At 63.6% G+C, this 23054-nt stretch carries 18 protein-coding genes; 2 read left to right on the top strand and 16 right to left on the bottom strand.

Going from position 1 to position 23054, the window contains the following annotated elements; translation table 11 throughout:
* Positions 1–137: 137 nt before the first annotated feature.
* From AWB70_RS16480 to AWB70_RS16445, 8 genes are all read right to left on the bottom strand, one after another.
* Complete coding sequence (locus tag AWB70_RS16480) at positions 138–473, bottom strand: STAS domain-containing protein (RefSeq protein ID WP_053570628.1); 336 nt, start codon at positions 471–473, stop codon at positions 138–140.
* Positions 474–911: an ATP-binding protein gene (locus tag AWB70_RS16475; protein ID WP_053570629.1), complete on the bottom strand. Its 438-nt coding sequence runs from the start codon at positions 909–911 to the stop codon at positions 474–476.
* On the bottom strand, positions 908–2911 hold the full coding sequence (locus tag AWB70_RS16470) for a SpoIIE family protein phosphatase (protein WP_053570630.1): 2004 nt from the start codon (positions 2909–2911) through the stop codon (positions 908–910). Before AWB70_RS16470 ends, AWB70_RS16475 begins: the two co-directional genes overlap by 4 nt.
* Complete coding sequence (locus AWB70_RS16465) at positions 2904–3827, bottom strand: hypothetical protein (protein WP_053570631.1); 924 nt, start codon at positions 3825–3827, stop codon at positions 2904–2906. Before AWB70_RS16465 ends, AWB70_RS16470 begins: the two co-directional genes overlap by 8 nt.
* Positions 3828–3956: 129 nt before the next feature.
* A complete protein-coding gene (locus AWB70_RS16460) occupies positions 3957–6092 on the bottom strand; it encodes a hypothetical protein (RefSeq protein ID WP_374730243.1) in 2136 nt (711 codons plus the stop codon).
* Positions 6093–6234: 142 nt separating this feature from the next.
* A complete protein-coding gene (locus AWB70_RS16455) occupies positions 6235–6585 on the bottom strand; it encodes a RidA family protein (RefSeq protein ID WP_045456517.1) in 351 nt (116 codons plus the stop codon).
* Positions 6586–6616: 31 nt separating this feature from the next.
* The gene (locus AWB70_RS16450; RefSeq protein ID WP_053570632.1) at positions 6617–7948 is read right to left on the bottom strand and encodes an NAD(P)/FAD-dependent oxidoreductase; all 1332 of its coding nucleotides are present in this window, start codon (positions 7946–7948) and stop codon (positions 6617–6619) included.
* A 122-nt stretch (positions 7949–8070) separates the two neighbouring features.
* Positions 8071–8997 carry a LysR substrate-binding domain-containing protein gene (locus tag AWB70_RS16445; RefSeq protein WP_175582539.1) on the bottom strand — a complete coding sequence of 309 codons (927 nt, stop codon included), beginning with the start codon at positions 8995–8997 and terminating at the stop codon, positions 8071–8073.
* A gap of 163 nt (positions 8998–9160) precedes the next feature.
* Here AWB70_RS16445 and AWB70_RS16440 point away from each other — a divergent pair, with 163 nt between their 5' ends.
* Positions 9161–10420 (top strand): aromatic ring-hydroxylating oxygenase subunit alpha, encoded by a 1260-nt coding sequence (locus AWB70_RS16440; RefSeq protein WP_053570773.1) that lies wholly within the window; start codon positions 9161–9163, stop codon positions 10418–10420.
* Positions 10421–10474: 54 nt separating this feature from the next.
* Here the strand turns inward: AWB70_RS16440 and AWB70_RS16435 are convergent, their stop codons facing one another.
* From AWB70_RS16435 to AWB70_RS16425, 3 genes are all read right to left on the bottom strand, one after another.
* On the bottom strand, positions 10475–11452 hold the full coding sequence (locus AWB70_RS16435) for an Ldh family oxidoreductase (protein WP_053570633.1): 978 nt from the start codon (positions 11450–11452) through the stop codon (positions 10475–10477).
* Between the two features lie 24 nt (positions 11453–11476).
* Entirely contained in the window at positions 11477–12529 is a 1053-nt protein-coding gene (locus AWB70_RS16430) for a proline racemase family protein (protein ID WP_053570634.1), read from the bottom strand.
* Between the two features lie 113 nt (positions 12530–12642).
* The gene (locus AWB70_RS16425; protein WP_053570635.1) at positions 12643–13719 is read right to left on the bottom strand and encodes a polyamine ABC transporter substrate-binding protein; all 1077 of its coding nucleotides are present in this window, start codon (positions 13717–13719) and stop codon (positions 12643–12645) included.
* Between the two features lie 416 nt (positions 13720–14135).
* On the opposite strand from AWB70_RS16425, the gene betI reads away from it, so the two are divergent.
* The gene (gene betI, locus AWB70_RS16420) at positions 14136–14783 is read left to right on the top strand and encodes a transcriptional regulator BetI (RefSeq protein ID WP_041733024.1); all 648 of its coding nucleotides are present in this window, start codon (positions 14136–14138) and stop codon (positions 14781–14783) included.
* A 14-nt stretch (positions 14784–14797) separates the two neighbouring features.
* On the opposite strand, the gene putA is transcribed toward betI, so the two are convergent.
* The 5 genes from putA to AWB70_RS16395 form a co-directional block, all read right to left on the bottom strand.
* On the bottom strand, positions 14798–18565 hold the full coding sequence (putA, locus tag AWB70_RS16415; RefSeq protein ID WP_053570636.1) for a bifunctional proline dehydrogenase/L-glutamate gamma-semialdehyde dehydrogenase PutA: 3768 nt from the start codon (positions 18563–18565) through the stop codon (positions 14798–14800).
* 40 nt (positions 18566–18605) lie between these two features.
* Entirely contained in the window at positions 18606–19439 is an 834-nt protein-coding gene (locus AWB70_RS16410; RefSeq protein WP_053570637.1) for an ABC transporter permease, read from the bottom strand.
* Positions 19440–19444: 5 nt separating this feature from the next.
* The gene (locus AWB70_RS16405; RefSeq protein WP_235024272.1) at positions 19445–20614 is read right to left on the bottom strand and encodes an ABC transporter permease; all 1170 of its coding nucleotides are present in this window, start codon (positions 20612–20614) and stop codon (positions 19445–19447) included.
* Positions 20615–20851: 237 nt separating this feature from the next.
* Positions 20852–21928, bottom strand: a complete 1077-nt coding sequence (locus AWB70_RS16400; protein WP_053570639.1) for an ABC transporter ATP-binding protein — start codon at positions 21926–21928, stop codon at positions 20852–20854.
* Positions 21929–21959: 31 nt separating this feature from the next.
* Positions 21960–23054 (bottom strand): aldehyde dehydrogenase family protein (locus AWB70_RS16395; RefSeq protein ID WP_060854104.1); only part of this gene is annotated, 1095 nt, incomplete at its 5' end.

The raw sequence follows: 23054 nt of genomic DNA, 5'->3' as shown, positions 1-23054 counted from the left end.
GAAAGTGACGGAAGCTTAACGTTCTTATGGTAGGACGATTGTAACGATGCGCCGTAAATCTGTAAGTTCTCGGTCAAGACGTAAGACGCTGGCCGTATAGCCGAAACGATTCGCTTTTCGAAACGACGTCAGCAAACTTACCCCGCCAACGCGCCCATCGCCTCGCCCCGATCCGCGACGATCCGAAACAGCGCATCGAACCCGATCACCTGAAACACCTCATGCACCTGCGGCAGCAAACCCGTCAGGACAAAACCATGCCCCGTGCTGCGCGCTGTCTTCGCCGCCTTCAACAGCACCCTCAATCCCGCTGAACTCACATACTGCACATCGCTCATGTCGAGCAGCACGCGCGGCGTAACCTGCACGCGTTCCGGCAATAGATCCTCGAGCTGTTTCGATGTCGTGCTGTCGATGCGTCCGCTCACAGCAACGACCAGTACTTCGCCTTCACGGCTTTCGGTGATATTCATTTAAGTCCTCGGTAGATCCGGCGCAGCGACGATGCGCTTGCGAAACATCAAACAGTTGAAGCGCTCGCGGCGTTCATAGGCGACCTCGTCCATCATCTTGCGCACGAGATACACGCCGAGACCGCCGATCGCGCGTTCATCGACGCTGCTCGTCACATCGGGGTCCGGCAACTGGAGCGGATCGAACGCGACGCCGTCGTCGATCACTTCGGCCCGCACGTCGTCCGCGCCGAACGTCACGCGAATGCGGATCGGATCGTGCGCAGAACCGTAAGCGGCGATGTTCGAGATCACTTCGTCGAAGGCCATCGCGAAGCTTTGAAACAGCTTCGACGGCAAGCCGCGCGCATCGAAACACACTTGCAAGCGATTCACCAGTTCGCCGATATCCGGCGCCTGCGCGTCCAGTTGCATGTCGAAAGTGTCGGTGGCGTTCATGCGTTCGTCGATCCGGAAGCGCCGTAGTGAACCGCAAGGCACGTGATGTCGTCGGATTGCGGCGCGCCATCGGCGAACTGATTGACGCTGTCGAAAATGCCCTTCAGCAGCGTCTCGACATCCGCGCCCTTCGCGTTCGCGAGATGCCGCGCGAGACGCGCTTCGCCGTATTCCTCGTCGGCGGGATTGAACGCTTCGGTGACGCCATCGGTATAAAGCAGGAGCGTCGAACCCGCTTCGAGCCGCGCGCGCCCTTCGGCGAACGGCGTGCCTTCCAGCACGCCGAGCGCCATGCCGCCCGTGCCCGGCAATTGCGATACCTCGCCGTCCGGACCGATCAGATACGGCGGATTATGCCCGCCGTTAGCGTAATCGAGTTCGCCCGTCGATGTATCGAGAATGCCGTAGAACAGCGTGACGAACATCGTGGCTTCATTGTCCTGCGCGAGCAGATCGTTCGCGAGCGCGAGACACGCGCCGGGACTCGCGGCGCTCGGCGCGATCGCGCGCAGCAGCGTGCGGGCCACCGCCATGAACAGCGCGGCCGGCACGCCCTTGCCCGACACATCGGCGATCACCATGCCGATCTTCTGATCCGACAGCCAGAAGTAATCGTAGAAGTCGCCGCCGACTTCGCGCGCCGGAATCATGCGCGCGAACATCTGCAGGTCGGAACGCGACGGAAAGCGCGTCGGCACGATGGATTGCTGCATGCGCCGCGCAACGTCGAGTTCCTGCTGGATCGACACGAGCTTCGTATGCGCGTTGAAGACGTTCTGAATCGTGAGGAACCACGGCCGCCATGCCTGCGGAATATCGGGAATCGATTTGACCGAGCCGCGGTCTTCGTCCTGGATATAGCGCACGAGTTTTTGCGCGGGCACGATGGCGTCGTTGTACGTCATGCGGCTCGCGATCATGAGCATCAGCGTGAGGCTCAGCACGAGCACCAGCACGCTCGGCACGCCCGTTTCGAGCGCGACGCGCTGCAGGTTCCAGCGCGGCAGCAGCAGCACGAGACGAAACGGCGCATGCTCGATGCCGACCGCTTCGACGTAATAGTCGCCGCGTATCGTGAGGCGGCCGGCGGCGTCTTCGAGCACGCCCTGCACATCGCCGCGCAGTTCCGGCGGAAAGGCATCGACCGCGGACAACACGTGTTGCGCGCCCTCGCGCACGAGGTGCGGATCGGCGAGCAACTGACCGCGATCGTTGACGATGAACATGCGGCCCAGTCCCGGCGGCCACGTCCGCACGAACTGGTTGAGCCAGCCGAGCGTCAGATCGAGCGATACCGAGCCGCGAAACTGGCCATCGTCGAACACGCCCGCCGATGCCGTGACCATCACGCCCTTGCCGGCTTCGTCGACATAAACGGGCGTCCAGAACACATTGCGGCCGGGATCGGCCTTGCTCTGCACGCCCGTGAAGAAGTCCTTTTCCTTGAGCGAATCCGCGTAGAAGAAGTCTTGCGAGGCGACCCACGGATAAATATCGATGAAGCGCCGCGCCGACGTGTAATACACCCACGTCGCGCCCGGCAGGTTCGCCATGATCGTCTTGAACGTGCCGTTGAGGTTCAAGGCCATTTCGAGTTCGCGGTCGAGCGCGGGCGTGCGCGGGCCGATCAGGCCGGTGAGATTGCCTGCGTCGGCGGCGGTCCACGGTGGCGGCAGCACGTCGAGCTGGACGCTGCCGGGATCTTTGCCGGGGCGCAGCGCGGCGAAGAGCGGCGAAGGAGCCGTGCCTTCCGGATGCAGACGGAACCACGTCTCGCCCTGAATGCGCATCGAGTTGACGGCGTCGGTGCTGCTGCGCACGAGCGCGTCGAGCGCGATGGCCTGTTCCTGCATGCGCTGACTGACGCTCGATGTTTGCGCCTGCAACGTCATCCGGTACTGCAGAAACACGAGCGCGCACGCCACGACGAGCACGCCGACGAACGCGATCCGCATGACGCGGTTGTAGCGGGCGAACAAGGCCGCCGTCAGATCAGACATACGCTGTTTCGCTCGATGAAGAGGCAGCCGCGCCGAGATGTTCGAGGCGTTTTTGCAGCACGCCCGAACTCGTCAGCCGGAGAATTTCGGAGAAGGCCATGCGCGTCATCGATCTGGGGTCGGCGGCGCGCGCGCCCTGTTCGGCCGCCAGAATGCCGATGACCTCGCGATAATCCTCGATGCCCGCGACCATGATGTCGAACCAGCTCAGCCACGCGGCGTCGATCGTCGGGTCCTGCTGAAGCTCCTTGCACAGACGGCCGATGCGCGTAGCCTGATCGAGCAGGATCACGTCGATTTCGTCGTCGTTCGCGCCGAGGCGTTCGCGCAGGTCGAGATCCCAGCGAATGCTGATCTCGGGCAGAAAGATATAGCGCAACCCCTGCACGATGCCGATGCGGCTTTGCGCCGACGGAATCATCGTGAAGCCGTCGATGGCCCAGCCTTCGCCGGGAAATTCGACGATGCGGCGCACGAGATCCACGGTATCCGCCATGCGCGTCGGCTCCTTGAACATGACCGTCAGGCCGGGCCGCGCGTTGTCGGTCCATTCGCCGGGCGGCAGCACGCGGCCCACGAAGGCGTCGGTCTGAGCGGCGGCGCGGGCGAGCGAGAACACGCGCGCGGCGAGCGCGGCGGCGTCGAAGCCGCTTGCAGCTTTCACTTCGAGGCCGACGGAAAGTTCCTGGCTCGCGCCATAACGCCCGAGCACGGGACGCAAAACGATTTCGTGCACGCGATCGTCGCCGTTCAGCAGCGTGACGAGCGGCTGCACGAAGTCCCTGAACCGCGCGCCGACCGGATAGACGAGCGAAGCCGGAATCGTGAGCGCGCCGTGGCCGCGCAGGCGCGCGAGGCCGCCCGCCGAGGCCTGCTGCGTCAAGCCCACGAAGTAATGGTTCACTGCGTCGGCCATCGCCGTTCCTTGTTGTTTTGTTTGAGCCGCTTCGAATACGTCGGAGAGTGTAGCGATGCGCGGCGCGGTCAAAAGCCCGAGCAGAACGCCAAAGAGGCGACTATTCGTGGCTTTGCCGCGCCGATCGGCTTACTTCGCGATGCCGACGCGTTCGCAGCTCGCGAGCGCGCCGTTGCTGCCCTGCGTGTAGGCGAGCCGGTAGCCGCCATTCGCGAGACCGTGCTTCGACGCCAGCACGATCTGCCCGAGCGTGCCCTTCGCGGCCTGGCGGGCCATCGACGGCTGTTGCTCGATGATCAGCGCCGCAAGCTCCGGATTCGCGCGCGCGGCGTCCGCGCCGATGATGCGCCGCGCGTTCGACACGCTGCCGCGATACCAGCCGTAGAACGGACGGTAGGCCGGTCCCGCGTAATGGCTGTCCACGATCATGTAGGGATCGAGCGCCGTCAGCGCGCGAAGCACGTCGTTATCGTTGAGGATGTAGGCGAGATCGCCGCCCAGACGCGAGCCCGGCTCGCCGATGTGCGCCGGATCGTAACGCCAGCCGTCCGGGCCGTTACGCAATTCGGACCACTTCTTGCCCGTCCACGTCACGACATGCGACAGCGCGATGGTCGAGGTGGCCGTCTCCGGCGCCGTCACATTGCCGACTTTCGGCGGCGCCACGGTGATATAGAGCAGGTCGCCCGGCAGCAGGTGCTTCGAGGTATCGTCGAAGTTGCCGTGATTGATGTCGAGCAGCACGCCCGCCTGTTGCGGGCCTGCCCATTTCGGCGTGCTCGCCGCGCCCGCGGGCGTCATGCACGCCTGCGTGGTGATGCCGGTTTCGACTTCGCGATTGTCCGTGGTGAGCCCCGCGAAGTTGTAGACCCACGCGGTGAAGTCGGAGCAGTCCACGCCGTGCCATTGAATCTGCGCGGACGGCAAGGCCTGCGCGCTCGCCTCGCCCTGATGCTGGACGATCTGCGAGCCGTCGATGCCATTGCGCTGCGCGGTGCAGGTCATGCCGTACTGCTGCGTGGAATTGCCCTTTTCGCCCGACGTGCTGCCCTTGGACGAGTTGCGGTATTTCGGATCGGCCGAGGACGAATCGTCCATCGGCAGCCAGCCCGGAATATGGTGATGGCAATAGTTGATGTTCTGATCGACCCAGTAGTTTTCGACGGCCATCACGAGCTCGCGCCGGAACGTGTCGATATCCGCGCAGCCGGCGGGCGGCTGGATCGCGCCGTACTGGCCGGCGAGCGGGCCCCAGCTGCTCGTCGTGACGAAGGTCGCCCAGTTGGCCTTTGTCATGTTGCCGGTGAGCTTGGCCTGCACGTCGTTCCGGCGGCCGTCGAAGAGCGCGAGATTGTCGTTCAGCAACGCGATGCGGTCGCCGCACGCGAGCGCGCTGCCCTTCGCCGTCTGGATCGCGCCGGGCATCGCCGGCTCGATTTGCGCGGCGGCCGTGATGCCCGAGCGGTTGCGCGGATTCGACATGTAAGCCGAAGCGCCCGCCGTGATCGAACAGTTGCCCCCGGTGGGCGCGCCGAGCGTGCCGTCCGCCGCGATATTGCCCGCGCCCGCGTGACATGACGTCAGCGTGTCGCCGTTGGCCGCCTGCGCGACGATATCCTGCGTGCTCTCGCCGATGCTGCCGCCATCCGCCGTGCGGCTCTCCGATTCCGCGCCGAGCGCGAGCGCCATCTTCGCGCCGTCCGTGACCGTCGATGCCGTGCCCGCGGCGGCGAAGGCCGGCGTGGTCTGCTGCACGTCGATATCGCCGGCGAAGGCGTTCACGCGCGACATCGCCGCCGCGATATTGCCCGCGACGAGCCCGCCCGCGGCGCGCGCATCGGCGACGATCGCGCTCGAATACGCGGAGACGACCATCTGCGCAGGCGCGCTGAGATAGACCGCGTCCAGTTCGCCCGACAGATTCGCGGCCGCGCCGTCCGCTTCCTCCTCGAAGCTGCCGCCCGTCACGCGCACGAGCAGCGGATAGCGCAGCGCGCCGCGCAGCCTGAACGTGCCGTCGCTGGCCGTGGTGGCGATGGCGGAAGGTTTGTCGGACACGGTGCCGTCCGCGGCGATTTCATGCGCGGCCACCGATGCGTTCGCAACCGGTCCCATATACACGCCGCCCGACGTGGAGGGCGTCGATCCGCCGCACGCGGAGAGAAATACGGAAAACGCCGCGCCCGCCGCGGCGGTCAGAAAAATGGGCTTCACGATAACCTTGCTGATGAGGAACGGAGCGCCGCGGCAAGCGGCGCGTGACATACCGGATGCGGCTTCGAAAAGCCAGGCATCCATGTCATCAGCGTAAGGGAGGAGCGTGAGCGGCGATCCGGCGATCAGACTCGGAAACCACCGGCTTTTCGGGACTTTCGACGAAAAGAAGATCGCCCGGTCGTGGCGTTTCTCAGGCGGCGGCCACGATCACGACTTCGATCAGCTTCTCGGGTTGCGCCAGCGTCGCGCCGACCGTGGCGCGCGGCGGCGTATGGCCGGGCGCGACCCATGCGTCCCAGACCTCGTTCATTGCGGCGGCCTGCTTCATGTCCGAGAGAAAGATTTGACACGACAGAATGCGCGACTTGTCGGAACCGTGCTCGGCCAGCAACGCGTCGATCGACGCCAGCACCTGCCTTGTCTGCCCCGCCATGTCTTGCGTGATGTCGCCGGGAACCTGTCCCGCGAGATAGATCGTGCCCTGATGCACAGCGACTTCGGACAGCCGCTTGCCCACGTGACTCCGCTTGATTTCCGCCACCTCGAATCCTCCACGTTTGATTGAAGAAAGCTCAACGCTCAAGGCCTGCGCGCGCGGCCTGATATCTGATCGACGACACCACGCCGATGCGCCTGAACGGCTCCGGCGGCAGCCAGCTAGGGCCTTCCAGCGAGAGGGCGTCCGAGAGGCAGGCCGACTGCGCGCCCATTGCCATCTCGCCTAGCAGCTTTCCATACGTCGATCCTTTGAGCACGCCCGCGCCGTTGCAGCCCAAGGATGCAAAGAGTCCGGGCCGCAACTCGCCGAAGTAAGTCGCTCCGTTGCGCGTCAACGCCGTCGTGCCGCCCCAGACATACTCGAAGCGATGCGATTTCAGGTCCGGAAAGCGCCGCCGGAAGCTCTCGGTCAATTGCGCCAGCGTGTCGGCCGGCGACTGTTCCTGCTCATACGAGTAAGCGCTTCGAACCATGAAGCGCCCGCCTTGCACGCGCCGCAGCGTCGTGCCGAGACGATTCGCTGGAATGACGCCCCATTCCGGCGCGTCGCCCATTTTTGCGAGCTCGGATTCCGGCAGGCGAGGCGTAAGCGCGGCATAGGTGAAAATCGTAATCAGCCTATCATTCAGGATTCCCAACGCTTTCGCAAAACCGTTGTTCGCCAGAATGACGCGATCCGAGGTGTAGGCGCCACGGCTGGTCGTCACCTGAAATGGTCTCGATTCGCTGAGCGACAGGACAGCCTCGTTCTCGACCACCACGACATTCGGCGGGAGCGAATCGGCCAGGCCGCGAATCAACGCGGCGGGTTGCACGAAGACGTTATTGGACGAATGGAAGCCGTATTGGTAGTAGCGCGTGCCGAGCTTGTGCTGCAAGGCGTCGCGATCACATTCCTCGTAGTCCACGCCCCATTCCCGATACTGGGCCAGCGACGCACGCAGATTCTGAACGCCCGCCTCGCTCGCCGCCGCGTGAAACTTGCCGACCGGATTCCACTTGCAGTCGATGCCATGCGCGCGAACCAGTTCGGCCAGCCACTTGAGACCGGCGTCGTACATGCGGATCTGCTTGCGCGCGACTTCGACCGGGCTCGTATGGCCGCCCATCTTCGTGTTGTGCGGCAGGTTGATGACGAAGCCGGAGTTGCGCCCCGACGAACCTTCGCCGATCACCGATGCTTCCAGCACGAGCACCTGTTCTTCGGGCCGCAACTCGGCGATCCGCCGCGCCGCTGCGAGACCGGTGTAGCCGCCGCCGATGACGATCGTCCCGAAGCGTGAAATGTTCGTGGCCGGTCTCGCGTCGCGCCGCGGCAGCATGGCGTTCCAGCCCGAGTCCTGCTGATAGGTCGGAAATTTTCCCGCTGCGTCCGTCGCAGACTCAGGGCGTTTCGCGCTATTCATGATATCGACACGGCTCAAGAGGGTTGTACTGTTGCGTTCCATTTTGCAGGCGCCACGTCGTGACGACGCTTGGATCAACGAAGCTGATGTCGAGCTTTGTGTCCGCTTGTATTCCTGTCCGCTCAAAGCGGAGCGGGATCGCCATGCAGCCATTCGACGAGCCCGGTTATCGACGACGTGATCGATCGCCCGTGCGGCACGACGATGTAGTAAGCATCCACCGGCTTGCATGAAGCCGTATGCAGCCGCACCAGTTCACCCGATGCCAGGAGGTCCGTGACGAGACGCCCCCAGCCCAGCGCCACGCCCTGCCCGCAGCGCGCCGCCAGCACCGCATCCGTGTAGATGCTGCAGCGGAGCGCGTAATTCAGTCGCGCGGGCCGATGCCCGACGGAGGCGAACCACGTATCCCACGCCATCCATCCTTGCGAGGTCGAGTCGGAGTCGATCAAGGGCATGCGCGCAAGCGTTTCGAGCGTATCGGGCGCTTCATTCTCGCGGAGCCAGCGCGGCGAACACACGGGGAACACCTCTTCGTCGAACAGCAGGGTCGAGGTTCCGTCGCCCCACGATCCGTCGCCGAAGCGCACCGCGACGTCCACTTCGTTATGACGCAAATCCGCCGTGAACATCGGATCGGTCAGGCGCAGACGGAGCTTCGGCTGCAAGCGTTTCAGATTCGCGAGGCGCGGCACGAGGCGAAGCTGCGAAAACGCGGCAGTGGACGCCAGAACGAGTTCCTGCTGCTCGAACCCCGACGACAGACGGTCGAACACGCCCGCGATTTTCTGCATCGATTCGGCCACGACCAGATAGAGCGACTCGCCTTCGCCGGTGAGCGAGATCGACCGGTGCAGGCGGTGAAACAGCTTCACGCCCAGCGTCTCTTCGAGACATTTGACCTGCCGGCTGACGGCGGCCTGACTGACGCCCAGCTCGCTCGCGGCGTTGGTGAAACTGCCGAGCCGGGCGACCGCCTCGAACTCGACCAGCGCGGTCATCGACGGAATGATCCGCCTGTAGCCCTTGGGGCCTCTCGTCACCTTCATCGGGAAAGATCTCCTGTCATGAATTCGTGGGGCCCGTATCGCATAACCTGGGGTAATGCGGACAGAACAATAAAGGACGTTGACGCTGAAAATCCGAACTCCAATACTGCGCGTACGGATTCGAACCGTGCCTGCCAAGAACACTTATTTCTGGAGCGAAAACGTGTCTGCCACGCCCCCCAAAACGCATCGCGAACTGATCGACAGCCGCGCGCCCGGCTGCGGTTTTCCCGGCGAAATATTCAGTCGTCCGGATGTTTTCGACAATGATGTCGATGTCTTCTTCAACAAGCTCTGGATTCTCGCCGGCGTGACGGCCGACGTGCCGGAACCGGGCGACGTCTCCACCGTCGAGGTCGGGAAAGCGTCGATCATGATCGTGCGCGACGACGACGAGAACATCCGCACGTATCGCAACGTCTGCCGCCATCGCGGTTCGAGAATCATGAAACAGCCCGGCAAGGCCAGCGTCGGCATGCTGGTCTGCCCGTATCATCAATGGACCTATGAGCTCGACGGCAGCCTGAAGCACGCCACGCACATGGGACAGGATTTCGACAAGACATGCCGAAGCCTGATTCCGGTTCACACGAAAGTGATCGGCGCGCACATTTTCGTCTGCCTCTCGGACGATCCGCCGGAAGACATCGCGAAGCTCGAACAGGTGATGACGCCGCGCTTCGCGCCGCATCACATGCAGCGCACCAAGATCGCCTTCGAGTCGGAACTCATCGAGAACGGCAACTGGAAACTCGTGATGGAAAACAATCGCGAGTGCTATCACTGCGAAGCCACGCATCCGGAACTGACCAACTCGTTCTTGCCCGAAGACTTCGGCTTCTGTCCCGACGGGCTCGGCGAAGAGGCGATGAAGAACTACGACGCCTACCTGGCCCGCAATGCGAAGAACCGCGAGGACTGGGAAAGCGAAGGGTATATCTGCGCGCTGTTCGAATCGCTCGACGAAAGCGTGCACACGAATTTCCGCACGCAGCGTCTGGTCATCGCCGGCAGCAACGAGTCGCAGACGCTGAGCACGAAGGTCGCGAGCACGAAGCTGCTTGGCGATCTGCAACGCCGCGACCTCGGAGACGTGCATATGTGGGGCCATAATTCGTGGACTCATGTCATGAGCGATCATTCCATCGTCGCCTTCATTCTTCCGATCGCACCGGACAAGACGCTCGTGCGGACCAAGTGGCTCGTTCACGAAGACGCCGTCGAGGGCGTCGATTACGATCTCAAGACACTGACGGAAGTCTGGCTCGCAACCAATCAGCAAGACGCCGATCTGGTGGCGAACACGCATAGCGGAACGCAGGATCCCGCTTACGTGCCGGGGCCTTACTCGCCCTACACCGAAGCGCCGCTCGACCAGTTCTGCCGCTGGTACGACGCGCGCCTGAAAGCACAAGGCATCTGACAACGACAAGGCGTCAGCCGGTTCGATGACTGACGCCGCTCGATTGCTCCGCGCTCAAGACCGCGAACGCTGCGCGTAGCCACGCACCCGGTCGATGGTTTCCGCGGGCACGTCGATTTCCCGAACCTGGATGTGACTGCCCGGAATACGCACGCCCGCGCCAGCCAGCCGGGCGAGTTCCGCCGCAAGCCGCTCGGGGAAGCCGGGCGAGAAGATCTCGGGTTTGAGCGCGACGAGAAAGAGCCCGACCCCCGGGCTTTCACTGCCTTCCGCAAACGAAGGCGCATCCATCGACCAGTTGGCTCCGGTGACGCCCGCCGCGAGAACTTCCATCATCATCGCGATGTTGGCGCCGCGTGCGCCGCCGAATGCGACGAGCAGGCCTTTCACGGCTTCCCTGGCATCCGTGGTCGGCTTGCCGTTCTGATCGACGGCCCAGCCTTCAGGAATGGGTTCGTTGCGCTCGGCGGCGTTGCGCACGTTGACGAAAGCCGTCGCGCTCGATGCCTGATCGATGACGAGCGGCCGTCCGTCAGCCACGGGCGCGGCGAACGAAACCGGATTGGTTCCGTACACCGCGCGGCCGCTTTCGAGCGTGGTCATCTGCGCCGTCGCGTTGCATGTGGCGATCGAAACGAGCCCACGCTCCGCGAGGCGTCTCGTGTAATAACCGAGTTCGCCGACGGTGAAGCTGTTCGATATCGACAAAGCGACGATCCCGTAGGTCGCCGCCCGCGTCGTCAACTCATCGAAGGCCTGATCGAACCCGAGCTGCGCGATGCCCTTTCGCGCATCGACCGTGATGACGGCAGGCGCGGGAAAAGCGATCGCCGGGTCCGCATCGACGGCTATTCGCCCCTTCAGGAAGCCATCGAGATAGTCGGACAAGTGAGCGAAACCCACCGCCTTGCTGCCGGCGAGTTCGGCGGACAGGACCGCTTCGGTCAGGGAATGGGCGACGGCGTCGTTCGCGCCGGCTGCCCTGATCGCGCCGTACGCGATCTGCTTTGCTTCTTCACGCTCGTATCGCATGGTTTCGTCACCGTCCTCGATGCATCATGCCCAGATGTCTCCCAGCGTGTAACCGTGGGTGAAGGGATCGTCCGGATCGAGCACGTAGGTGTTGAAGCCGTAAATCCACGAGCGGCCGGAAATGGTCGGCACGACCGCCGGAATATCGCCGATCCTGACCTGCTCCACGAGTTTGCCCGTAAAGACCGTACCCAATACGCCCTCGTGCCGGAACGGCTGGTTCAGGTCCAGTTCGCCCTTGGCGTGCAGCGTGGCCATCTTGGCCGACGTGCCGGTGCCGCACGGACAACGATCGATCGCGCCGGTCCATGTCGCCGGATTATCGAAATCGATGGCGCCGCTCGCGACCGTGACCGCGTTTTTCCAGTCCGCGTTCGGATTCTCCGTCGGCCCGGACAACTGCGCGATCGTGATGCCATACCCCGGATAGTGAGGATGAGCGACCGGCAACTGTTCCTGCGCCGCCTTGAGGATGAGCGCCGACACGCGCGTGATTTCCTTGCCATGCTCAGGCTTCAGTTCCAGCCCCTTGAACTGGCGCACATCGGCGATCACATAGAACATGCCGCCCCAGCCGACATCTACCGTGACCTTGCCGAGATGCGGCACGTCGATGACCTTCTCGAGATACGGCGCGAACGCCGGCACGTTCTTGAACGTGACCGAGGTCACTTTCCCGTTCTTGCACTCGGCGCGGATGCCGATGAGACCCGCGGGCGCTTCGAGCTGGAACTCCGTGACGGGCTCCTGCATCGGCAGCATGCCGGTTTCCAGCAGCACGGTCGCGACCGAGATCGTGTTGCCGCCGCTCATCACCGGATACTCCACCTGCTCCATGATGATGTAACCCGCCGCCGCATCGGGATGCTTGGCCGGCACGATCAGATTGCAGCACAGCGGCGGATAACCGCGCGGCTCGCGCAGCATGAGCATGCGGATCTGATCGTCGTGCTCTTCCAGCCACTTCATCTGCTCATAGACCGTATTGCCCGGAATATGCGGCACGCCTCCCGTGATCACCCGCATCGGCTCGCCCGAGTGCGTCTCGACCGCATGAAAGGTACGCTTGAAAGTCATGGTGTTCTCTTGGTTGACATCGGCATCGCGCGCGGTGTCGCTGCATGATTGCGCGCGCGATTCAGGTTCTAAGATACGCTTCGCGCGTCGGCTTCGTATGGTCTGGTTCTGCCTTACTTCGCCCCGAGCCAGACGGCGAACTTCTGGTTCAGGTCGTCGGAATGATCCGCCCAGAATGCAACGTCGACATCGACCGCGGTCTTCTGGTTATCCGGATGCGTCGGCAGATAGGGCTTCACCGCCGGATCGACGAGCGAAAGCGAAGACGTGCGCATCGGGCCGAGCGCGGTGGAAGAGCTCAGCTTCGCAAGCTGCTCCGTCGCGGTCGAGAACTTCAGGAACTCCTGTGCGGCCTTCAGGTTCTTCGTGCCCTTGACGATCGCCAGTCCTTCGATGTTCTTCACTTCGCCGTCCCAGACGAAGCCGAACGGCTTCTTGTCCTGGGCGATCGCCGTCCAGATGCGGTTGCAGTAGGCGCTCGTCATCGTGACTTCGCGGTCGGCCAGAAGCTGAGGCGGCTGAGCGCCCGCTTCCCACCACACGATGGACGACTTGATCGTGTCCAGCTTCTTGAACGCACGCGCGACGCCTTCCTTGGTGCCGAGCACCTTGTAGACATCGGCCGGCTTGACGCCGTCCGCCAGCAACGCCCATTCGAGCGCGCCTTCGGGAGACTTTCTCAGTCCGCGCTTGCCGGGGTACTTCTTCAGATCGAAGAAGTCGGCCACTTTCGACGGCTCGCCGCTCTTGAACGCGTCCTTGTTGTAGGTGATCACGGTCGACCACGCGACGTTGCCGACCATGCATTCGGACAGGCCGCCCGACATGAAATCCGACTTCGCGGGCTCGCCCGACTTTCCGGCCGGCAGCGCAGCCGGATTGATCTTTTCCAGCAGCCCTTCGTCGCAGGCGCGGATGGCGTCCGCGTACTGTATGTCGACGACGTCCCATGTCACGTTGTTGGTCTGGACCTGGCTGCGGATCTGGGCAATGCCGCCGTTGTACACATCGGACTTGACGTTCGTTCCGGTCTGCGCGGCGAACGGCTTGACCGCGGTGGCGTTCTGGGCGTCCTGATAGGAGCCGCCCCAACTGGCAAAGACAATGTCGGCTGCGCTGGCGGAGACGCTCGCCACGGAGGTGGCAATCAGCATCGCAATCGTGGCTGAGTATCGGGTCTTCAGTTTCATGCTGTGGGTTCCTTCATAGCGACGTGGGGCAACGCGATGCCAATCGTCTCGGTTAAAAAACACGGTGCTTCGGTTTGTTATTGTTAGGGTTCCTACTTATATGACTTACGCGCTCTCGTTTGAAATTAGATAGTTCAGACGTTGAACTGTCGTTCAGTGCTACCTTTTGCCTGAATCCACATCGCTGAACATGCGTTCAGCATTTCAATCCTTTCCGCCACTATATACGTGAATTTCGGACCGAAAAAGGGATTTTTAGCGCCGTAGCATCCGGTTTATCCCTATGCCAGAGGTAATTTCCGTGAACATCTGTTCAGCGGTCGACGCGCCCAGGCATTCGGATAAACTAGCGAGACCCGACCGGCCAGACGATCGCCCCGAGGCCGGCACGCTAGAGCACACAAGTGGAAATCATCGTGAAGGCAGCCGTCGTTGCAGGACCCGGCCGCAAGGACGAAGCCGGTCCCTATGAAGGGATGCGGCTCAAGCTCATCGACGCCACGCTGGCCGTGGTCGGTGAAGTCGGCCTTGAAAATCTGACGATCAGGCGCGTCAGCGAACACGCCGGGGTATCGGTGGGTCTCGTCCATCATCATTTCGAGAACAAGCAAAGCCTCGTCTACAAGACGTTCGAACATCTGATCCGGCGAGTGCGGGAACAGCTCACCGACGGGCGGCGGGACATCGCCGATCCCATCGTGCGGATGAAATTCACCGCCGACATGTGTTTCAACGACGAAGTCATGAGTCAGGGCGCGGCCAACGTCTGGCCGCACATGTGGAGCTCGTCCGCGCACGAACAGGACGTGCGGCGGCTCTGCACGGCGTTTTCGAGGCGGCTGCGCTCCAACTTCGTTTTCGACTTCCGCCGCGCCGGATGCGATCCGGTGATGTCCCGCATTCACGCCATTCAGGCGATGGCGCTGGTTCACGGGCTTTGGATCGAACACCGGGTCGCGGCGACCATCAGCATCGATGAAGCGATCGGCATATTCCACGGCATGATCGACGATGCGACTCATCGGATCTGGAAAATGAACATGGCGACGCCTCACGCGCGCTAGGCGTCGCCGTTGCTTTACATTGCATCCTCGCTCATGACCATGAGTTGCGTGTTCCCGCCCGCCGCGCTCGCGTTCACGGTGGTCACGCGCTCGCGCACGAGTTGCGTCCAGTCGTATCGACCCGAAGCGTCCGCGACGATCACACTGGTCAGGCGCGCGGCCGCCGCGCGGCGCAGCTTGCCGAGATCCGGGAGATCGGCCTCGGCCAGCACGGCTTCCACGCGCACAGCGCGCAATTCACCGGACAGCGCCTGCTGCACTTGCGACGAATCGATCACCCGGCATGCGCGGCCCAGCACGGCGGCGATCTCATCCGCGAAAGCGGACTTCGTCAGCACGGCGTCATTGCCGAAGGCCACCGCCGCCATCGCCTGCATGGCCAGCGCGAAGGCCGATTCTCCCGTGCAGAGCACCTGTCCGCGAGGCAGCAGTTCGAGCGTGTTTTCCTCGCCCGTCAGCGCCGGCAGGCTGAACGGCTTCGACGCGTCGATCAACTGGCCGAGGCGCGAGCGGAACGCTTCCGCCGACGTCCGTTGCGACGCGTTCATGCGCCGCAATGCCGGCGCGTGCAGCAGCGCATCCAGCATCTGCTGGCGCTCGGCGCGCGCCTGCGCCTGAGCGGTGTTGCGCGCGGTCAGACGCCCATCGGCGCTCTCGACCGGAAACTCGAAGAACTTTTCGCTGACGGCCGCCTTCGATCCGCCGAACGGCCCTTGCGGCGCTTCATACGAGGACGGTTCCCCGCGCGTGAGGCTGAAGAGCGTCAGCGGCCCGCCGCTCATCGGACCGGTGCCGGCCGCACCAGAGCCGCCAGCCGGCTGCATGCCCGGGAACGCCTGATGAATGGACCGGTTGATGCACACGCTGTTCGCCTTCGAGAACGACAGCAGCTTGCCGCTCGCTTCGTTGATGCGCGTGTGAAGACCGAGCACGGCGCAATCGAGCGCATCGAGGCGGCGGATCAGATCGTCCATCGCGCCCGTCCTGAAGCGGACGACATGAAGAATGGGCCCCACGACGCCCGGATCGATGACGCCGAGCGACGCCACATCCTTCAGATCGACGATGGCCGGCGCGACGAAATTGCCGTCCGCACACTCGGCCGACAGCGTGCCGCGCGTGACCGCGAATCCCTGCCGCCGCATCTGCGCGAGGTAGGTCTCCGCGCGGTCCTTCGCCGCCCGGTTCGTGAGCGGCCCGATATCGGTGGCGGCGCTGAGCGGATCACCCGTGTTGCGCTCGCTGAGCATGCCGTTGAGCATGCGCAAGACTCTGTCCGCCGTCGAATCCTGAAGGCAGAGCACGCGCAACGATGCGAGCGATTGCCCCGCACCGTGGAACGCGGACTGGATCGCGTCCGAGATAACCTGCTCGGGCAGCGCCGAGCTATCCACGATCATCGCGTTCACGCTGCCATGAGACGCGATGAGCCGCGCGGGCTGCGCGCGTTCCGCAAGCCGTGCCGAAATCGATGCGGCCACGTCGCGCGATCCGCCGAACAGGACGGCGGCGACGCGCGAGTCGGAAACCAGGGCGCGGCCGATCGTCGTGCCGTGGCCCGGCATCAGTTGCATGACGCCGGCAGGCAAGCCAGCGTCGATGAATACGCGCGTGGCTTCGAACGCCGTCAACGACGCATTCGATGACGGCTTCGCCACGACCGCATTGCCCGAGGCGAGCGCCGCGGCCGCCTGGCCGACGAAGCACGACAGCGGCGACGCCGACGGACTGATGCTCGCCACCACGCCGAGCGGCTTCGCATCGCCGAGGCGCGGATCGCTCACGAGCTGATGCGCGTAGAGGCGGCACAGGTTGACGGCCCGCCGGACTTCTTCGGCCGCCTCGGACAGCGTTGCGCCACTCTCGAGCGCCAGCACGGCGCCGAAGTGCGCGCCTTTGCTTTCCAGCGATGCAGCCGCGCGTTCGAGCACGTCCGCACGCTCGCGGACCGGCGTGCCCGCCCACGCCGCCAACGCCTGCGCTGCGGATGCCACCGCGCCCGCCGCGGCGCTCACCGTGCTCGTCGTCACGCTGCCGATCGTTTCGGCGAGGTTGCCGGCGCTGTGCACGAGCGCGGTGGCATCGCCGGACGCATCCGCCGCCGTCGCGACGATGGGCCTCGCGTTGATCCGGTTCGCCCGGATCGCCGCGACGGCCTGCGCAAACGCCTGCGAATCCGCGAAGTCCATCGATGCGGCATTCAGCCGGCCCGGCAGCAATCCGCGCGGCGACACGATGCCCGCATGCGGCTTGCCGCCCGTGCGCGCCGCTTTCGCCACCGGGTCCTGCACGATATCGGCGATGCTCACCGCCGGATCGACGATCTGATTGACGAACGACGAATTCGCCCCGTTCTCCAGCAGGCGGCGAACGAGATACGCGAGCAAGGTCGCGTGCGGCCCCACGGGCGCGTAGATCCGGCAAGGCCTGCCGAGCTTCGACGCGCTCACGACCTGGTCGTACACCGTTTCGCCCATGCCGTGCAGACACTGGAACTCGTACGGCTTGTCGCCGGCCAGCGTATGCGCCGCGGCCAGCGTGAACGCATTGTGCGTGGCGAACTGCGGGAAGATGGCGTCCGGCGCGTCGAGCAAGGCCTTCGCGCAGGCGATATAACTCACGTCCGAATGCACCTTGCGCGTGAAAACCGGATAACCCGCCGCACCGGCATCCTGCGCCAGCTTGATTTCCGTGTCCCAGTACGCGCCCTTCACGAGACGGATGTTGATGCGGCGGCCATTCGCGCGCGCCAGCGCGATGATCCACTCGGCCACGGCGCGCCCGCGCTTCTGATAGGCCTGAAGCGAGATGCCGATACCGTTCCAGCCGCTGAGCGTCGGCTCCGAGCACAGCCGTTCGAGCATTTCGAGCGTCAGGTCGAAACGCGCCGACTCTTCCTGATCGAGGTGAAAGCCGATGCCATACTGCTTCGCGATCTGCGCCAGTTGCAGCAGGCGCGGATACATTTCGGCCAGCACCCGCTCGCGCTGAGCAAGCTCGTAGCGCGGATGCAGGCCCGAGATCTTGACCGAAACGCCCGGCCCGTCGATCGGCCCCTGACCCTTCGCATCCTTGCCGATGGCTTCGATGGCGTGCCGATACGACTCGAAATAAGCCTGCGCGTCCTCGTCGGTCAGCGCGGCCTCGCCGAGCATGTCGTATGAGTAGCGATAGCCGTTCGACTCGCGGCCCTTCGCCACGCCGATCGCCTCTTCGATCGTCTGGCCGGTGACGAACTGCTTGCCGAGCATGCGCATGGCGTAGGCCACGCCGCCGCGCACGACCGCTTCCCCGCCTTTGCGCACGACGCGCGTCAGCGCTTCGGCCAGCGCGTTTTCGTCGGGCTGCTTCAGGAGCTTGCCCGTCACGAGCAAGCCCCACGCCGTGGCATTGACGAACAGCGACGGCGACTTGCCGAGATGCGCGCGCCAGTCCGCATCGACGATCTTGTCGCGAATCAGCTGATTGCGCGTCTCGGTGTCGGGAATGCGCAGCATGGCTTCGGCGAGACACATCAGCGCGATGCCCTCACGGCTGTCGAGCGAAAATTCCTGTGTGAGCAGGTCCACGCCGCCCGCGTCGATGCGCGCGTCCCGCACGCCCTGCGCGAGCCGCGCCGCGAGATCCTGCGTCTTTTTCAACGTTGCGGCATCGAACTGCGCCTCTTTCATCAGCGCTTGAACGACGACGTCTTCGGGTAAGGACGATGCGTCGCGGATGCGTTGGCGCAGCGTCTCGAGATGGGTTGCGGCGGTATTCGTCGATTGGATTGGCGACAGCATGATGAGGATACCTGATGGACTCTTGGGCCTGAATGGATGATCAGAAGCTCGCCGTACCGCGCAAGCGTTCGGTCCTGCGACGCAGAAGTTCCAGCGTGACGAGCAGCAAGGTCGAGATCACGACAAGCACGCTCGCAACGGCCAGAATCGTGGGGCTGAGCTGCTCGCGAATGCCCGCCCACATCTGCCTTGGCACCGTGCGCTGATCGGTGCCGGTCAGGAACAGCGCGACGACGATTTCATCGAAGGACGTGGCGAAGGCAAAGAGCGCGCCGGAGATCACGCCCGGCGCGATGATCGGCAGCTTCACCTGCAGGAACACGCGCAACGGCGACGCGCCCAGGCTGCGGCCGGCTCTCGAGAGCGTTTCGTTGAAGCCCGCCAGCGTGGCCGTGACCGTCACCACGACAAACGGCACGCCAAGCGCGGCATGCGCCAGAATCAGACCGGTGAGGCTATTCACGAGGCCGAACGGGCTGAAGGCGAAATACACGCCGACCGCCGTGATGATCAAAGGCACGATCATCGGCGAGACCAGAATGCCGGTGATCAGCGCGCGGCCCTTCAAGCGCGGATGCGTAAGCCCGAGCGACGCCATGATGCCGAGCGTCGTCGCGAGAATCGTCGAGGCGGAGCCTACGATCAGCGTGTTCTTCAGCGCGAGCATCCATTCCGGGCTATCGATGAAGTCCCGATACCAGCGCAGGCTCACGCCGGGCAGCGGATACGTGAAGTAAGGCTGCGAATTGAACGACAGCGGCATCACGACGAGAATCGGCGAGATCAGGAATACGAGAACCGCCATCGACAGAACGACGTGCGACCAGCGTCCGAGCCGTCCCCAGACCGTGACATAGGCAGGAAAGTTGAACATTCGATTCACCCCAGCTTGACACCGGCGCCGCCGGTCATACGAACGAAGATCGCGTAGATCGCCAGCACGCCGGCCAGCAGGATCGAAGCGAGCGCACAAGCCAATCCCCAGTTCAGCGTGTTGTTGACGTGATTGGCGATGTAGTAACTGGCGAGCTGATCGTCGGGGCCGCCCACGATGGCCGGCGTGATGTAGTAGCCGACCGCGAGAATGAACGTGAGCATGCCCGCGGCGCCCACGCCCGGCAGCGTCTGCGGGAAATACGCCTGAAAGAACGAGCGGATTGGTCCGGCGCCGAGAGAACGCGCCGCCTTCATGTAGATGTTGGGAACGCCCTTCATCACGGAATACAGCGACAAGATCGCGTAGGGCAGCAGGATATGCGTCATCGCGACCAGCACGCCGAAGCGGTTGTAGATGAGCTGAAAGCCGTGCTCCGTGAGCCCGAGCGTCTTGAGCAGATCGTTCAATACGCCATGCTGCTGCAACACGACGACCCAGGACGTCGTGCGCACGAGAATCGATGTCCAGAACGGCAGCAGCACCATGATCATGAGCAGGTTGCTGAAGCGAGCCGGAATGGTCGCGAGAAAGTACGCGACCGGATAACCGAACAGCAGGCACAGCGCGCTCACGGCGATACTGACCCACGCGGTGCGCACGAATACATCGACATACAGGCGCTCGCCCGGTCCTTCGCGCACGATCGCGCCGTGGTCGTCTCGTTTGAAATCGAAGGCCTTCAGGTAATAGCCCAGCGTCCACGGCGACGATGCGTATTTCAGCGTCGACCATGCGCCGATGTCGTTCCAGCGTTCATCGATGGCGGCAAGACGCGTGTGCCATGTGCCGGCGCCGTCGTCGCTCAGGCGGCGCGCCGTTTTCATGACGAGGCTGCGCATGCCCGCCTCGTCATAGTTGAGCCGGGACGCGACTCGACTGACGCCCTCGCCACCCTTTGCGGCGATGAGGTCGCGCGCGAAGGCGTCGAATACCGCTTCGCCCGGCAGCTTGCCTTGGGCAGGGTCCCATTCCCTCAGCAATGCCGCGGCGTGGGGAAGCTCCTGAGACAGCGTGGCGTCGCGAAAGCTCTTCATCAACAGACTTCCAATGGGCACGAGGAAGGTGACGACGAGGAAGATCAGCAAGGGCGCGACGAGCAGCAATGCCTTCACTCGTTCAGCGCGTTCCGCGTTGCGGAGCCTGGCTTTCAGACTCTTCGAGTCTTTGAGGGTCAACGGTGCCGCTGGCTGATCCGCGGGAACGGCAATATCGTGGGGAAGCATCATCATGGTCGTGCGGCGTGGGCCGCGTCCTCCTGATCGATTCTATTGCTATGTATGCCTAACTATGTGCGCAGCAACCTTGTCGCGCTTGCGTGTTCTGATCGGGTTACGGCAGGGCGCGCTCGCTCATTGCAACGCGCGGCACGCTTCCGCCATCCAGCCGATATGCACCGAATCGCCGACACGCAACTGACGCGCGGCGCCGTCGTTCGGCAGCTTCACGATGAAGTCGTTCTGTCCGCACACCTGCATCACGACACGAAGATGGTCGCCGTAATAAATGAGATCCTTCACGCCGCCCTGAAAGACGTTGTCGCAATTTTTGGCCAGATCGCCGACGGCAACGCGCTCGGGCCGCAGGGAAATGCTGGCGGACCCGGTTTCCCGAATGGTCGGCCCGATGCTTGCCTTGATGCTCTGTCCGCTCGCCAGCTTCACGGTGCAGCGCTCCTTGTCCATCACGGAGACCGTTCCCGTGAGCTCGTTGCTTTCGCCGATGAATCGCGCGACGAAGGCGTTCTCGGGGCGTTCATACAACGCGGGCGGCGGCGCGAGTTGCTGGATGATGCCGTTGTTGAACACGGCGATACGGTCCGACATAGTCATGGCCTCGCTCTGGTCGTGCGTGACATAGACCACGGTCAGGCCGCTTTGCTCGTGAATCTGCTTGATCTCGTACTGCATCTGCTCTCGAAGCTGCTTGTCGAGCGCGCCAAGCGGTTCGTCCATGAGCACGAGCGCCGGTTCGAACACCAGCGCGCGCGCAACCGCGATGCGCTGCTGCTGCCCGCCGGAAAGCTGGCCGGGCATGCGGTTGGCGAACTTTTCCATATTCACCATGTTGAGCGCGCGCTTGACCTTACGGGCGATCTCGTCCTTCGCTATCTTGCGAACCTTGAGCGGGAACGCGAGGTTCTCCGCAACCGACTTGTGCGGAAAGAGCGCATAGCTTTGAAAGACCATGCCGATGTTGCGGCGCTCGGGCGGAATACGGTTGATCGGCTTCCCCTGAAGCAGAATCTCGCCATGCGTGGCGGTTTCGAAGCCCGCGAGCATCATCAGACATGTCGTCTTTCCAGATCCGGACGGCCCGAGCATCGTCAGAAACTCGCCTTCCTCGATGTCGAGATTGAGATTCTTGACGACGAGAGTTTCGCCGTCGTAGGTCTTCTGTACGTTCTTGAAAGAAACAATGGTTGACATGATGTGTCCTCAGGAGAAGCCGGGGTCGAACTCAAGCGCCGAAGGTCCAGTCGCGCTGCGGCAGATACGTTTCCTTCACCACGCGCGGCGACGCCCAGCGCAGCAGGTTCAGATACGAGCCCGCCTTGTCGTTCGTGCCGCTCGCGCGGCCGCCGCCGAAGGGCTGCTGGCCGATCATCGCGCCCGTGGGCTTGTCGTTCAGATACAGATTGCCGGCCGCATTCACGAGCACGCTTTCCGCGTGATGCAGCGCGAAGCGGTCCGTGCAGAAGATCGAGCCGGTGAGCGCGTAGGGGCTCGTCGCGTCGATGAGGTCGAGCGTTTCGTTCCACGCGTCGTCCTCGTAGACGAACACGGAGAGCACGGGGCCGAACAGTTCTTCCTTCATCAGCGCGTGATGCGGGTCGCTGACTTCGAGCACGGTCGGCTCGACGAAATAGCCCGGATCGGACCAGGTCTTGCCGCCGGAGACGAACTTGACCGCCGCGTCGTCCTTGGCCGCCGCCAGCACGCGCGAAAGCTTCTGGTGAGAAGCCTGCGAGATCACCGCGCCCATGAACGTGTCGTGGTTCGCCACATCGCCGACTTTCAGTTGCGACAGACGCTCACGGATTTCCTTACTGACCGCGCCCCACAAGCTCTTCGGGATATACGCCCGCGACGCCGCGCTGCACTTCTGCCCGCAGTATTCGAACGCGCCGCGAATCAGCGCGATCGCCACTTCCGACGCATTCGCCGACGCATGCGCAAGCACGAAGTCCTTGCCGCCCGTCTCGCCGACCAGGCGCGGAATCGTACGGAACGCATCGACCTTCGACGCGACGCCTTTCCACAGCGACTGAAACACCGCCGACGAACCCGTGAAGTGAATGCCCGCCAGATCCGGCGACGACAGCGCGACACGCGTGGTCAACTCGGCATCGCCCGGCACGAAATTGATGACGCCCGGCGGCAGACCCGCCTCTTCCAGCGCTTCGAAAAAGATGTAGTTGGCCAGTGCCGATTTCTCCGACGGCTTCCACAGCACGGTATTGCCCATGATCGCGGGCGCGGTCGTCAGATTGCCGCCGATGGCCGTGAAGTTGAACGGCGACACCGCATAGACGAAGCCTTCGAGCGGACGCCA

It is taken from the genome of Caballeronia cordobensis (genome assembly GCF_001544575.2).
GTDB lineage: Bacteria > Pseudomonadota > Gammaproteobacteria > Burkholderiales > Burkholderiaceae > Caballeronia > Caballeronia cordobensis.
The sequence above is the reverse complement of the archived record's forward strand: the minus strand, read 5'-3'. Positions and strand labels throughout refer to the sequence as shown.

Excerpts from the sequence above, each read along its gene's own strand:
- AWB70_RS16480 (WP_053570628.1), bottom strand. The coding sequence starts at position 473 with ATGAATATCACCGAAAGCCGTGAAGGCGAAGTACTGGTCGTTGCTGTG.
- AWB70_RS16475 (WP_053570629.1), bottom strand. The coding sequence starts at position 911 with ATGAACGCCACCGACACTTTCGACATGCAACTGGACGCGCAGGCGCCG.
- AWB70_RS16470 (WP_053570630.1), bottom strand. The coding sequence starts at position 2,911 with ATGTCTGATCTGACGGCGGCCTTGTTCGCCCGCTACAACCGCGTCATG.
- AWB70_RS16465 (WP_053570631.1), bottom strand. The coding sequence starts at position 3,827 with ATGGCCGACGCAGTGAACCATTACTTCGTGGGCTTGACGCAGCAGGCC.
- AWB70_RS16460 (WP_374730243.1), bottom strand. The coding sequence starts at position 6,092 with ATGTCACGCGCCGCTTGCCGCGGCGCTCCGTTCCTCATCAGCAAGGTT.
- AWB70_RS16450 (WP_053570632.1), bottom strand. The coding sequence starts at position 7,948 with ATGAATAGCGCGAAACGCCCTGAGTCTGCGACGGACGCAGCGGGAAAA.
- AWB70_RS16445 (WP_175582539.1), bottom strand. The coding sequence starts at position 8,997 with ATGAAGGTGACGAGAGGCCCCAAGGGCTACAGGCGGATCATTCCGTCG.
- AWB70_RS16435 (WP_053570633.1), bottom strand. The coding sequence starts at position 11,452 with ATGCGATACGAGCGTGAAGAAGCAAAGCAGATCGCGTACGGCGCGATC.
- AWB70_RS16430 (WP_053570634.1), bottom strand. The coding sequence starts at position 12,529 with ATGACTTTCAAGCGTACCTTTCATGCGGTCGAGACGCACTCGGGCGAG.
- AWB70_RS16425 (WP_053570635.1), bottom strand. The coding sequence starts at position 13,719 with ATGAAACTGAAGACCCGATACTCAGCCACGATTGCGATGCTGATTGCC.
- putA (WP_053570636.1), bottom strand. The coding sequence starts at position 18,565 with ATGCTGTCGCCAATCCAATCGACGAATACCGCCGCAACCCATCTCGAG.
- AWB70_RS16410 (WP_053570637.1), bottom strand. The coding sequence starts at position 19,439 with ATGTTCAACTTTCCTGCCTATGTCACGGTCTGGGGACGGCTCGGACGC.
- AWB70_RS16400 (WP_053570639.1), bottom strand. The coding sequence starts at position 21,928 with ATGTCAACCATTGTTTCTTTCAAGAACGTACAGAAGACCTACGACGGC.